13 protein-coding genes and 1 tRNA gene are annotated in these 12,914 nt (G+C 64.2%); 5 read left to right on the top strand and 9 right to left on the bottom strand.

The annotated features are described in order from the left end of the window. On the top strand, nucleotides 1-944 hold a 944-nt coding region (locus ACPYOD_RS18165; protein WP_481303106.1), incomplete at its 5' end, for an aldehyde dehydrogenase family protein. A 10-nt stretch (nucleotides 945-954) separates the two neighbouring features. Here ACPYOD_RS18165 and ACPYOD_RS18160 read toward each other — a convergent pair. The 9 genes from ACPYOD_RS18160 to ACPYOD_RS18120 all read right to left on the bottom strand — a co-directional run bounded on the left by ACPYOD_RS18160 (nucleotide 955) and on the right by ACPYOD_RS18120 (nucleotide 8,323). Then, on the bottom strand, nucleotides 955-2,337 hold the full coding sequence (locus tag ACPYOD_RS18160) for an FAD-containing oxidoreductase (protein ID WP_481303105.1): 1,383 nt from the start codon (nucleotides 2,335-2,337) through the stop codon (nucleotides 955-957). A gap of 56 nt (nucleotides 2,338-2,393) precedes the next feature. Beyond that, nucleotides 2,394-2,470, bottom strand: a tRNA-Ser gene (locus tag ACPYOD_RS18155). 59 nt (nucleotides 2,471-2,529) lie between these two features. Then, a complete protein-coding gene (locus ACPYOD_RS18150) occupies nucleotides 2,530-2,850 on the bottom strand; it encodes a hypothetical protein (RefSeq protein WP_481303104.1) in 321 nt (106 codons plus the stop codon). Between the two features lie 87 nt (nucleotides 2,851-2,937). After that, the gene (locus ACPYOD_RS18145) at nucleotides 2,938-3,924 is read right to left on the bottom strand and encodes an SOS response-associated peptidase family protein (protein ID WP_481303103.1); all 987 of its coding nucleotides are present in this window, start codon (nucleotides 3,922-3,924) and stop codon (nucleotides 2,938-2,940) included. A 34-nt stretch (nucleotides 3,925-3,958) separates the two neighbouring features. Continuing rightward, on the bottom strand, nucleotides 3,959-5,134 hold the full coding sequence (locus ACPYOD_RS18140; RefSeq protein WP_481303102.1) for an acyltransferase family protein: 1,176 nt from the start codon (nucleotides 5,132-5,134) through the stop codon (nucleotides 3,959-3,961). A 60-nt stretch (nucleotides 5,135-5,194) separates the two neighbouring features. Continuing rightward, on the bottom strand, nucleotides 5,195-5,650 hold the full coding sequence (locus ACPYOD_RS18135) for a phage tail assembly chaperone (protein WP_481303101.1): 456 nt from the start codon (nucleotides 5,648-5,650) through the stop codon (nucleotides 5,195-5,197). Continuing rightward, nucleotides 5,650-6,660: a glycine-rich domain-containing protein gene (locus ACPYOD_RS18130; protein ID WP_481303100.1), complete on the bottom strand. Its 1,011-nt coding sequence runs from the start codon at nucleotides 6,658-6,660 to the stop codon at nucleotides 5,650-5,652. Before ACPYOD_RS18130 ends, ACPYOD_RS18135 begins: the two co-directional genes overlap by 1 nt. Beyond that, a complete protein-coding gene (locus ACPYOD_RS18125) occupies nucleotides 6,657-7,310 on the bottom strand; it encodes a baseplate wedge 1 family protein (RefSeq protein WP_481303099.1) in 654 nt (217 codons plus the stop codon). The genes ACPYOD_RS18130 and ACPYOD_RS18125 overlap by 4 nt, the downstream gene beginning before the upstream one ends. Next, nucleotides 7,307-8,323 carry a baseplate J/gp47 family protein gene (locus tag ACPYOD_RS18120; protein WP_481303098.1) on the bottom strand — a complete coding sequence of 339 codons (1,017 nt, stop codon included), beginning with the start codon at nucleotides 8,321-8,323 and terminating at the stop codon, nucleotides 7,307-7,309. Before ACPYOD_RS18120 ends, ACPYOD_RS18125 begins: the two co-directional genes overlap by 4 nt. A 131-nt stretch (nucleotides 8,324-8,454) precedes the next feature. Between ACPYOD_RS18120 and ACPYOD_RS18115 the strand changes: the two genes are divergently transcribed. Genes ACPYOD_RS18115 through ACPYOD_RS18100 form a run of 4 tightly spaced genes read left to right on the top strand, consistent with a single transcriptional unit; the run spans nucleotide 8,455 to nucleotide 12,614 of the window. Then, nucleotides 8,455-9,315, top strand: coding sequence for a hypothetical protein (locus ACPYOD_RS18115; RefSeq protein WP_481303097.1), 861 nt, complete (start codon nucleotides 8,455-8,457; stop codon nucleotides 9,313-9,315). Further along, a complete protein-coding gene (locus tag ACPYOD_RS18110; protein ID WP_481303096.1) occupies nucleotides 9,312-11,846 on the top strand; it encodes a DNA methyltransferase in 2,535 nt (844 codons plus the stop codon). The genes ACPYOD_RS18115 and ACPYOD_RS18110 overlap by 4 nt, the downstream gene beginning before the upstream one ends. Continuing rightward, complete coding sequence (locus tag ACPYOD_RS18105) at nucleotides 11,843-12,118, top strand: hypothetical protein (RefSeq protein ID WP_481303095.1); 276 nt, start codon at nucleotides 11,843-11,845, stop codon at nucleotides 12,116-12,118. The genes ACPYOD_RS18110 and ACPYOD_RS18105 overlap by 4 nt, the downstream gene beginning before the upstream one ends. Then, the gene (locus tag ACPYOD_RS18100; RefSeq protein ID WP_481303094.1) at nucleotides 12,087-12,614 is read left to right on the top strand and encodes a hypothetical protein; all 528 of its coding nucleotides are present in this window, start codon (nucleotides 12,087-12,089) and stop codon (nucleotides 12,612-12,614) included. Before ACPYOD_RS18105 ends, ACPYOD_RS18100 begins: the two co-directional genes overlap by 32 nt. Nucleotides 12,615-12,914: the final 300 nt, after the last annotated feature.

The raw sequence follows: 12,914 nt of genomic DNA, 5'->3' as shown, positions 1-12,914 counted from the left end.
AGGTAGCCCCGGCCATTGCCGCAGGCTGCCCCTTCGTTCTTAAACCGTCAGAGCGCACACCGCTGGGCGCACTGATCATCGGCGAGATCCTTGCCGAAACCGACATCCCGAAAGGCGCATTCTCCATCCTCCCGCTGGATGGCAAGCATGCCGAACCGCTCGTGACCGACCCACGCCTCAAGCTGCTCTCCTTCACCGGCGGGCTTGTCGGCTGGGACCTCAAGGCGCGCGCGGGCCACAAGAAGGTGACGCTGGAACTGGGGGGCAATGCCGCCTGCATCGTGGACGGCGACCAGGCCGACCGGCTCGATGCCGTGGTCGATCGGCTCGTGTTCGGTGCGTTCTACCAGTCGGGACAAAGCTGCATCAGCGTGCAGCGCATCCTCATCCACGACGACGTCTACGACGCGCTGCGCCGCAAGCTCGTGGCAAAGGTGAAGGCGCTTAAGTCGGGTGACCCGAAGAAAAAGTCCACCTTTCTCGGCCCCATGATCGACGTCGCGGCGGCGGAACGGCTCGAGGGCTGGATCGCCGAAGCGAAAAGGGCCGGTGCCCGCATCCTGTGCGGCGGCGGTCGCAAGGGCGCCATGCTGGAGGCGACGTTGCTGGAAGACGTGCCGCGCGATGCGAAGCTGCAACGCATGGAGGCATTCGGGCCCGTGGCCATCCTGCAACGTGTGCTCAGCTTCGACGAGGCCATCGACCTCGCCAACGATTCCGACTTCGGTCTGCAAGCGGGTGTGTTCACCAACGACCTGCGCCATGCCATGCGCGCCTGGGACGAACTCGAACAGGGCGGCGTGATCGTCAACGACGTGCCCAGCTTCCGCGTGGACAACATGCCCTACGGCGGAACGAAGTCCTCGGGAGTCGGGCGCGAAGGCGTGCGTTATGCGATCGAGGACATGACCGAGACACGCCTCATGGTCGTACGCGACATCTGATGCGCTTCGCTCATGCGTCGTCGGCGGGTTGCAGGTCGCCCACAAGCGTGGGAATCAGTTCGGACACCGTGGGGTGGATCGGTACGGCCCACTTCAGCACGTCGGTGGAAGCGCGGGCATTCATCATGTCGAGGATGCCGTGGATAGCTTCGTCACCGCCGGTTCCGAGGATCGCGGCGCCCAGGATCTGCTTCGTTTCCGCATCCGCGACGATCTTCATGAAACCGTGCGTCTCGCCTTTTTCCACCGCACGGCCCACGCGCGTCATTGGGCGCTTCGACACCAGCAACGGACGACCGCTTGCCCGCGCCTGCGTTTCGGTCATGCCGACTCGGCCCAGCGGCGGGTCCACATACAGGGCGTAGCCGAGGATGCGCTCGCTCACCTTGCGGTCACCGCCGTCGAGGAGGTTGGCAGCCACGATCTCGTAGTCGTTCCACGCCGTGTGCGTGAAGGCGCCCTTGCCGTTGCAGTCGCCCACGGCCCAGACACCTTCGGCGCTCGTGGCGAGCCGGTCGTCCACCTTGATGTACCCGCGTTCATCCACTCCGATGCCGGCCTTGTCCAGGCCGAGGTCGTCGGTGTTGGGACGGCGCCCCACCGCCAGCAATACGTGCGTGCCGATGACCTCGGGCGCGCCCTCGGTACAATCGACTCCCACGGTTACGCCTTCCGGATGCGAGGCAAGGCGAATGCAGCACGCGTCGGTCCGCACTTCGATGCCCTCCTCTTCCAGGAAGGCGCGGATCTCGGCGGAGACGTCCTCGTCCTCGCGCTGTACCAGCCGCGGCCCTTGCTCGATCACCGTCACCTTCGCGCCGAAGCGCCGGTACATCTGTGCGAATTCGAGACCGATATAACTGCCGCCGACGACCACCAGATGGCCCGGTACCGACTCCAGCGGAATGATGGTGCTGTTGGTCAGGTAGTCCACCTCGTCGATGCCCGGAAAGTCCGGCACGTTGGCGCGACCGCCAACGTTGAGGAAAATGTTCGGCGCTTCGATCGTTTCGCCATTGACCTCGAGGCGGCGCGGGCCCGTGAACCGTGCATGCCCGCGAATGAGCGTGAGTCCGGGCATGCCCGCCAGCCAATCCTCGTTGCCCTTGCGCGAATCGAGGATCACCTTGCGTGCGCGAGCCGCTACCGTCGGCATGTCGATGGATACCGTTCCGACGCCGACGCCATAGTCCGCACCGCGACGGGCGACATAGGCGGCGTAGGCGCTGGCGACGAGGGTCTTGGTGGGCTTGCAGCCGGTGTTGACGCAGGTGCCGCCGACGAGGTGGCGTTCGACGATGGCGACGGTCTTGCCGGCTCCGGTGAGGCGGCTCGCCAGCGCGGGACCGGCCTGTCCGGCACCGACAATGATGGCGTCGAACGAACGGGACATGGCGGCCTCCGGTAGGAATCGGTCACCGCAGATCCTGGTGGACGACGGTTCGAAGCTGGTGACCCCGGCCCGATTCGAACGGGCGACCTTCCCCTTAGGAGGGGGCTTACGCACCGCTTAGGAATGCGGGTTCGGGGATGTGGTGTGCTTACGCTGTGCTAATCGTACCCGATTAGGGCGCTGTTTCAGCCTCTACGACCGGTCGTCAGCGTCCTTGGGCTTCCGGGCCGCCCAGCGCGTATCGACCTGCTTGGGCCACACCGGCTTGCGTGGCTGGAGCGTGCGTGGCGCGGCCCAGCGTTCAATGAATCGCTTCGCCTGTCGCTCGGACCCCGCAATGGTCTCGATCGCGTTTTCCGGGTCGCCGTCCGGATAGAGACTGACGCGCCACCGCGGGCCGTCGGCCCGCTGTCGTATCATGACGAAGGGAACGCCGTTTTCCGCAGCACCATAGTGGTGTGGGTTGGGCGCGCCCATAATCGCCTCTCGTGGAAGCCAGGTAACAGTGCTCATGGCGCGGACGATAGCCGCGGCCAGTCTCAGGAATGTGGACGGTGCGCGCAGCGTGCGAGAGGTTTGCGACGCAACCGTGCGCCACGGCTACGCTTCCTCGCGCTCGACCACCTGGTGCTCGTAGTAGGCGTCGATCGGGTCAGCGAGGATGCGCTCCATCTCCACCAACCGGCCCGGCTGCGGATCCAGCCAGGCATCAAGGTTCTCGGGCCGGATAGGGATAACGCACCGGTCATGGCCGGCGGCCGCGACCTCGGGCGGCGGGTCGCGGGTGATCGCAGCGACCGAGTAGAAACCCGGCTCGTCGCCCTCGGGCTCCACATACCGCCACAGGCAGGCCAGGAGCATGTCCTGCTCTGGCTCTGGTCGGAATTCGATCTCCACGGGTATGTCGCGCTCCCCGGGCGACAACTCGCGCTGCTGGAGGCGATGGAGCGATACGCTCTCGAAGAAGGTCCGGGCGACCATCACCCCGTGGTTGTAGCCCCACAGCTTCCGCCAAACGGTGGCCAGGGAATCCATGCGGGCGTTGTAGGTGCCAGGCTTCGCCCGCTCCTTGGCGTCGTCCCAGCCCGGCAGGCGGCACCGGTAGCGCATGGGGACCACGTGGCGCTCACCCGTGGCCGGATCGCGGATCAGCACGGGAACCACGCCGCCGGGCCAGATACGGGCGTAGCCGTCGCCGGCAGCGCGATCGGTCACCTGGGCGAGCTTGTCGCGCGCCGCGGAGATCTTGTTGGTGGCCACCCGCTGGTCGTTCTCGGCCTTCTTCGTGGGCTTCGGGCCGGCCAGCACGGCCTGGGCGCGGGCCAGGCGCTCGGACTGCTCGGCGATCTCCTGCTCGAGGCTCGCCGCGGCGCTCCGGTACGCCGCGAGGGCGGCAGCCCTCGCCTCCTCTTCGTCCGGTCCGTCCGCGTCCATGAACGCGTTGCGCATCGCCTTGGGCACACTCTTGACCCACAGGCCTTTCTTCATGGCCCAGCCGGCCATCTCCACGTAGGCCTTCATGTCCAACTCTCCGCCGAAACGGCGGTACTGTTTGAACTCGGCGAGGATCTGGGCGGAGTAGCACATGCCAGAAGCATACCGTCACGGCGTGACGGCTGCGTCAGGCCGCTGTTTCGGCGGTCTCGTCCGAGCCTTTGGCGGATTTTCTCTGCCCGATCAGCTTCGAAAGTCGGATGCCGAGCCGATCGACATACCTATCGAAGAGCATCGCCACGCCTAAGACCACGGGCAGTGCGATCGAAATGGATGCCGCGGCGACCGCAACGCGAGGAAGGCCCGCATGCCAGAAGACCGTGATCAGTCCTGCATACAACGTCAGCAGTATCGGCAGGTGGACCAGATACATCGAATACGAAATTCGACCGAGAAATTGAGCAGGGCGGCTGAGGAACAGCATATCGAGGACGCCGCACCGGACTATGTAAAGCAAGAGAGCGCCGGCTGCCACGTGGAACACCGACTCGCGCACCACATCCTCCAACGCAAGGAACCGAGTCCACTCATAGAGGGGCGAAAGATCGAATGATCCTCCAACGATAACTCCCGCGGCGCACGCGGCCAACACGGGAACCGACCGCGTCGGACGAAGCACGCCGATATGACTGCCAAGTAGGAACGCGAGGTAATAGGGCCAATCTGCCGGGAAAACGCGAAACAAAAGAGCGCTAACGAGGGCGAACCACAGCCAACCTGCAATGCCGGCGAGCCGCAGCGCGACGTAGGCGAAGACGATCATTGAACCGATGAGTTCGATCTTCATCGTCCATAGCGACAGGTTGTATGGGGAGGAACCGGTAAAAATGGCACGATAGGTGCCATCGGCGAGCGCACCTGGGAGGCTGGGGTCAAAGTTCCAGAAGAAGGTGAACCACGCCGAGCGAGTAACTTCAGCCGCTGGCCTCGCCCATGAGGCGCCCATCGCCATGCATACATAGGCAAAAAGAACACTTCCAAGAATCGGCACGCCTAGACGCACGTACCGACGCGCGGCTCGAACCTTAAGAATGCCGAGGTCACCGGTTACAAAGAACTTCTTTGTTAGGACGTAACCGCTCAGCACGAAGAACACGCAAACCGCAAAATGTCCGTTGACGAACAACGGAACGAGCGGCAACGCAAGGACTTTCTCCGCCCAGCCCACTGGCGCTCCAGGGAGCGCCGTGCCCGGGTACATGTAGGCAAAGCCAAGCGGGAATATCGCGATGAGCATGTGGCATAGCAGCACGTTCAGTGCTGCCATGCCACGCAGACCATCGGCTGCCTTGTCCTTCTGCATTCATGCCTCCTAGACCTCCCTAAAGTGTAGCGGAAGAAGCGGGATCAATCCCTGCGGAGGTTAGCTGGCCAGCATCTGGTCAATTTGGGCGCGTTGGGTTTCAGGCAGCACGACATCCGCTGGCAAGACCGGCCAAACAATGGACGCAGGGAAGCCCTCTTGCGATGGCACATCGCGGAGTTGCTGACGCCATACCCGAAGTGACGAGCTGGACAGACCTCCATCGTCCGTCGTGTTAATCGCGAAGTCCGCCAAAGTCAAAAGTGCATTTCGCGTCGCCCGGATCTGCTCCTGCGTCGGTCCTGGCGGCGGCGGGGGTACATACGGTGCGAACGTCCACACCTCGCCATCGTCCAACGCACTCCAGCCCACCTCCGGCTGCGGCACCTGGCCATCTACGTTAACCCACGTGAAACTCGGTGGGAAACGAGCAATCCATTCGTCGAAAGACATGTCTGTGTCGTCGGTCGCCACTTGGGTGACGCGACCGTCTTCCACAAGAACGTAGATGGTCATTATGAATACTCCTCGACAATGATGATGCCGTCGGCACCTTTGCCCCCTTTTTGCGCTGCTCCATTCTGCATGGTGAGTGCGCCGCCTCCACCTGATCCCGGGGCTGTCCCATCTACGCCTGGGCCTGTCGCGCTCTGACCTTTGCCGTCACCGCCACCGCCGAAGATCGACGCGCCACCGTTTCCTGACTCGGCGACGCCGATAGTCGTCAGGATCCCGAAAGTACCTTTGCTTCCCCTCAAATTCAGAAAGTTCCCGCCAGTAGCGATGGCCGACCCCAATGCCGATCCATAGATTCCCAACGTCGTGAACGTCGCACCCGAAACTGTATTTCCGATGCCACCGGGGGCCGAGATCGTCGATCCGAAGCTGGACGCTCCGCCGTTACCTCCAGAACCGCCTGCGACGCCAATCCCGCCCTGTCCCACGATGACGGACTGCGACGCGAGATCACCCAATATCCAGCTTTCGGCGTAAGCGCCGGCGCTTCCCCCCGCGGTGACAGAATTCTGAGTACTCGTGCAAGCCACACTTCCGCCCCCGGCGCCGCCTGCCCCCTGAACGCGCACCCTCCGGCGCTTCGTCCCAGGATAGGAGTTGTAGACATACGTCCCTGGCGAGAAGATCTGCACATTGATCAGTCGGCCCGTCGTAAGGCCATTCAGTTCGTCTCTCGTGATCGACCATAGCGCCCAATCGTTGGGGCTAGCGGCCGGCACCTTGTTGAGGTTCGCCCGCTTCGAAACATACGAGTTCCCCGCGTGTTGCACGTACGCGCCTTGCGGGTAATCTTCTGACTCCGACCACTCTGGCAGGCCGCGCTGCATGAAGTATCGGACGGCTTGATCGGTTCGCCGTGCGATGTAGTTCACCCATTCCATCGGCGGGAGACCGCCGGTCTGCTCGAACGTAATGCCCCAGCCCCGAAGGATGTCGGGAAATGCTTGCACCTCGCCCGCCAAGGCGCTTTCCGCCATAACTAGCTCGTCGGGGCGGTTGTAAATCGTCATAGGAACCTCGCGAATTTTCCGCTGTTGAAGCCGCGCGCACCTGGCACGCCGTAGAACCCAAAGGGCGCGTCGCCGGCGGCGAGAACGAATCGAATCCGCACCCCAGCGGGACGCGGAAGAATGTCGAGCTTGGTGATCGCGTAGCGTTTGAAGTCGGTGAGACCCTGCTCCCGCACGACGACAGTGAACGTCATGTCGTACTGGTCGTAGGCCTCGGCAGTGCCGTCGAAGATGAAGGCGAGAGCGTCCTCAATGTTCGGCATCGTGCCTGTCATGTAGTTGCGGGTGACACGGCAGCGAATGAGGAAGCGATAGTCGTCATCGTTGAGCACCACCGAATCGGCGATGGGATCACCAAGGCGATACCACTTCCCTCCCCCATCTCCACCGAGGCTGAACCCCTTCGCACCTTCTGCGCCCTCGAAACCGAACAGGCCGCGCGGCGTAATGTCGGGAAGGACACGCGGCTGACCGACGTGCTTGCCGACGAGGTCGAGGTTTACGCCGACGGCCGTGTCGATGTCGAGCACACTGCGAAGTGCTGCGAGACCGGTCCATGCGTCACCGAAAGAAGAGGCCAGGAGGTCCGCCGTCGCCTCCGCGCGCGGCTTCCCCTGGTACTGCCATATGAGAAGGTCGCGGTAGCTCATGGCAGGATTACCACCTCGACATCCCCGACGCTGAAGCGGGCAAGGCTCCTCGCGTCTACCTCGATGTTGTCCGTACTCAGCGCGCCGCCAGCCGTTCCGATCAACAGTTCCTGCACCCAAAAGCCAGGCACTGTGTTGATCGGCGTGTAGAGGCGGCTCAAAAGCACGTCCTCGCCGATCTCGAACAGCAGCGCGGCGAGGGCCGCCTTAATGCCGTCGACGTCGATCGCTGTGAAGTTCGCCGCACGCTTCACAGTGACCTTCGCGGCAGCCGGGACCACCGTCGGACGGTCGAAGCGGATCGGCCGCGTCCCGGAACGCACCGGAACGTTGACGACAACCTCACCGCGCATCGCCGTACCACCCGGCTTGTTCTGGCGGATCACTGTTGCGATGGCCATGTCGTCGCCGCCATCCACGACGACGTTGATGCCGTGGGCGGGCACGCCATCGGTATCAACGATGTCGGTGTAGTTCTCCAGGCACACCACCTGCCGGACGTCGGCCAGCTCGGCGATCTTTGCCTCGATGGCTTCCGCGCTGGCGGTCGCCGGGCGGGACCGGCTGCGGAAGAAGCGTGCGCGAAGCTCCGGATCCGTCTCCTCCTCCGTACCGACTTCAGCGGCCGTCAGCGTCGTCGCTGCCTGCCACCCGAGCACGACGGTCTGGATTGCGAGGACGGTGTCTTCGGGGACCATGAAGGCGCCGAGGTCTTCGCTACGGAAATCCGCTCGGGACGATCCGTCACCATTCAGCACGACGGCCGACACCGACCGCCAGCGAATGCCGTTCGGGTCCGCGACGAGAGAGCCTGCCGGGATGATGGCGCCGGGGCGGCCGCTGAGGATGACGTCGCGCAGATAGCTATACCCGGCCAGCCTCCGAATCAGGCCGGCATAAGCCGCACGCTGCTCGAGCCACGTCCCCGCAGCGTAGTCCGGGTCGAGCGACCGATAGATGTTCTCGCCCAGTTCCTCAAGGTCAGTGCGAATCTGCGCGATGAGCCCGACCATCTGCCCATCAGGGCTGTCAGGATCAAGGTTGATGTCCGCGCCATAGATGCCCCGGAAGCGCTCAGCGGACGTTCTCGATCGATGAGCCGCTGCGCACGCAGTGCGCCCAGGTCAAGGGCGGCCACTTCGCGATGTTCGCCGCCAGCCTGATGCACCTCACGCACCACGGCGACGGACACACGGCGACTGTGCACGATCCCCTTGCCACCGTCACCGGTGCGAACCGAGGCGAGCAGGCGCTGATCGGCGCCACCCTGATCCAGACCGGGTACGGCGAGCGCGAGGGCCAGGATCCGCGTGTGCCCGGCCTCGACAAGCCGCTTGGTACGGTCGTGGCGGGTGGCGCCAAGCACGCCGTCGTCTTGGCCGAGGGCGTGGAAGCCAGCGCATGGATGCTTCAGGCGAGCGGCGGCCCGAACGGCAACCGGTCCATTGGGCATGACATGCGCGCGCCCGTCAGTACGATCACCAGCACCGGCAGCCACCAGCAGGTGGTCACCGCCTACATGATGAAGTTCTACGGCAGCGGCGGGCAGTGGGCCGACATGAGCGAGCCGATGCACACCCTGCCGACGAAGGACCGAATGGCCGTCGTCCAGGCCGTCTCGATTCCGCGGGAGGCCCTTACGGAAGACCAGTGGCGCAAGGCGCGCCTGACCGCGAAGTTCCTGTCGAGGTTCCTCCCCAACCGCTTTCCGCACTTCGACGGCGATGCGATCGTCATCGTCGGCAACTACGTATTGGTCGATATCGGGCTGCGCATGCTCACTCCGCGCGAGCTCGCCCGCGCCATGGGCGTGCCCGATACCTACATCATCGATCGCGGCCTGTTCGAGACGTTCCCCGGTTCGGGAATCTTCGAATGGAGGCCGATCAGCAAGACCGACCAGGTGAAGCTGATTGGGAACATGGTCTGCCCGTACATGGCAGAGGATCTGGTCCGGCAGAACACGGAAGAACTCCAATTCATCGATCGTAGGGAGGCGGCATGACCGACCCGTATCGCGAGTTCCTCGAGCGCAAGGTCCGCATGGCGCCGTCGGCAGGCTTCGATGTCGCCGACACGGATATCCACCCCATCCTCCTGCCGCACCAGCGCGCCGCGGTGCGCTGGGCGTGCGCCGGCGGCCGCCGTGCGCTCTTCGAGGCCTTCGGCCTGGGGAAGAGCGTGCAGCAGCTGGAGATCGTCCGGTTGGGCATGGCGCATGCCGGCGGCTCGGGCCTGATCGTGGTGCCGCTTGGCGTGCGGCAGGAGTTCCGCCGCGACGCCGCCATGCTGGACATCGAAACCCGCTTCATCCGCACCAGCGCCGAAATCGACCCATCCTTCGCCGGCATCCACCTGACGAACTACGAGAGCGTGCGCGACGGCAAGCTGGACCCGAACCTATTCGCGGTCGCAAGCCTGGACGAGGCATCGGTCCTGCGCAGCTTCGGCTCGAAGACCTACCAGACGTTTCTTACGCTCTTCGACAAGGTGCGCTTCCGGTTTGTGGCCACCGCCACGCCGTCGCCGAACCGCTACAAGGAACTGATCCACTACGCCGGCTTCTTGGGGGTCATGGACACCGGGCAGGCCCTTACGCGCTGGTTCAAGCGCGACAGCACGCAGGCGAATAACCTCACGCTGTACCCGCACAAGGAGCGCGAGTTCTGGCTATGGGTCGCGTCCTGGGCGCTGTTCCTGCAAAGGCCCTCGGACCTCGGCTTCAGCGATGAGGGCTACGACCTGCCGGCGCTGACGGTGCACTACGTCGAAGTGCCGGTGGACCACGGCAGCGCCGAGGCCGACCGCGATGGCCAGGGCAACCTTTTCAGGGACGCGGCCATGGGCCTGCGCGACGCGGCGCGCGAGAAGCGGGACACTCTGCCGGCACGCGTCGCCGCGACGGCGCGGATCCTTGAACAGCATGCCGGCGACCACTTCCTCATCTGGCACGACCTCGAGGCGGAGCGGCACGCGATCGCCGCGGCGGTCCCCGGCGTGGTCAGCGTCTACGGTGACCAGGATCTGGACGAGCGCGAAGAGGCGGTCATCGCGTTCAGCGAGGGTCGCGTCGCGCGGCTCTCCGGCAAGCCCGTGCTGATGGGGAGCGGCTGCAACTTCCAGCGCCACTGCCACAAGGCGATCTACGCCGGCATCGGTTTCAAGTTCAACGACTTCATTCAGTCCATTCACCGCGTGCAGAGGTTCCAGCAGGCGCACCCGGTCGAAATCTGGATCGTCTACGCAGAGAGCGAGCGAGAAGTGCTCGCCAAGATGCTGGCGAAGTGGACGCGGCACAACGAGATGGTGGGAAAGATGAGCGAAATTATTCGGGAATACGGCCTCAGCCACGCCGCGATGGCGGACGTGCTGTCGCGCTCCATCGGCGTGGAACGCATCGAGGTGAGCGGCCGGGATTGGCTGGTGGCGAACAACGACTGCGTAGAGGAAACGCGCGGCATGGCCGAGAACTCGGTCGACCTGATCGTTACGTCGATCCCCTTCAGCAACCACTACGAGTACAGCCCGAACTACAACGACTTCGGGCACACCGACGACAACGGGCACTTCTGGGAGCAGATGGATTTCATGACTGCCGAACTGCTCCGGATCCTGAAGCCCGGCCGCATCGCCGCGATCCACGTAAAGGACCGCATCGCCTTCGGCAACGTGACCGGCGCGGGTGTCCCGACCGTCAGCCCCTTCCACGCGGAAGCGATCGCTCACTACGCCGGCATGCCCGCCCTCGGCATCAAGGGCCACGGCTTCGACTACCTCGGCCTGATCACCGTCGTCACCGACGTGGTGCGCGAGAACAACCAGACCTACCGGCTCAGCTGGACCGAGCAGTGCAAGGACGGCACGAAGATGGGCGCCGGCTCGCCGGAGTACATCCTGCTCTTGCATAAGCCGCAGACGGACCGCTCAAAGGGCTATGCCGACGTGCCGGTGCGCAAGGAGAAGATCGCCTACACCCGCGCGCGCTGGCAGATCGACGCACACGCCTTCTGGCGGTCCAGCGGGCAGCGCCTGCCCACGGTCGACGAGCTGGCCAGCCTCGGCCCGGACAAGCTGGCGAAGCTGTTCACCGCGTACAGCCTGGCCAGCCTCTACGACTACGAGTCGCATGTCCGCATCGGCGAGGCCCTGGAGGCGCGTGGCGCGCTGCCGTCGAGCTTCATGTCCCTGGCCCCTGGCAGCCACCACCCCGACGTCTGGCACGACGTGAACCGCATGCTGACGCTCAATGGCGAGCAGACCCGGCGCGGCCTGGAGAACCACATCTGCCCGTTGCAGTTCGACATTGTGGACCGGCTGATCAACCGCTTCAGCAACCCCGGCGAGCTGGTATTCGATCCCTTCGGCGGCCTGTTCACCGTGCCCTTGCGTGCCCTCAAGGCCGGCCGTCGTGGCCGCGCGGTTGAACTGAGCACGCCGTACTTCTTCGACGGCGTGAAACACCTCCAGGCCGCGGAGGTCGCGCTGTCGATGCCCTCTCTGTTCGACACCCTCCCGGATATGGAGCAAGCCGCATGACCACGCACTGGACAATCTACGTGAGGGGATACGGTGCATTCCTGTTCGAGGGCACCGAATCGCAGGCCGAGGAAATGCGCGCGCACAAAGCCCGGTGGGAACGCGGCATTGGCAAGAAGCGGCCGGCTGACGAGGTCGAGGTCTCGACCGGCAAGGCGAGCGACTGCCTCAACCACCCGGGCTACACCAACCACCATTTCTACGCCGACTGCCCGTGTGCCGACATGGAGTGCGTCGTGAATGCTCAACGCCGCCTGGGGTACAACGCATGACCACGAAGCGAATCAGCCAGCGCGAGGCGCGTTCATGACCAAGTATGCCCAAGGCACCACCGTGAGCAGCGACAAGAGCCGCGCCGAAATCGAGGCGACGCTACGGCGGTACGGTGCGACGTCCTTCATGTACGGATCTGCGCCCGATCGCGCCGTGATCGCCTTCGAGGCGCTCGAGCGACGCGTGAAGTTCGAGCTGCCGATGCCGGATCCGCAGGCCAAGGAGTTCACGCGAACGCCCGGCCGCAACCATCTGCGCAGCCCCGCCGATGCCGCGAAGGCCTACGAACAGGCCGTGCGCCAGAAGTGGCGCGCGCTGGCCCTCTGCATCAAGGCCAAGCTCAAAGCCGTCGAGTCTGGCATCACCACCTTCGAAGCCGAGTTCCTCGCGCACATCGTCCTGCCTAACGGCCGCACCGTGCACGACGAGGTCGCGCCCACCGTTTTCATCGCCTACCAGTCGGGAAAGGTTGTCCCGCTGCTGGGCAAGTTCTAAGGCTAGCCATGAGGACAATCTCACTTGACGACTCTGTCGTACGGATCATCGAGAACCGCTACCGACTTTTACTTGTCGACCACTTCGTAGACCACTTCGAAGCGAAGATCTTCCGCTTCAGGAAGCGACTCATGTCGCTCAAGCCTGAATTTTACGAAGAAGTACAAGGCGGCTACCGCGTTCATGAACTCCGTACGGTTCGACATCTCGCCGTCGTGCTCAAGGTCAAAGCGTTCGCTGACTTTGAGGCGCCCGACCTGGTGAACAACGTCTGGATGATCGAAGGAAAGGTCTTGGAGC

It is taken from the genome of Luteibacter sp. HAY1-4A, assembly GCF_056755355.1.
Note: the sequence above shows the minus strand (reverse complement) of the source record. Positions and strands in the feature narration are given on the sequence as shown.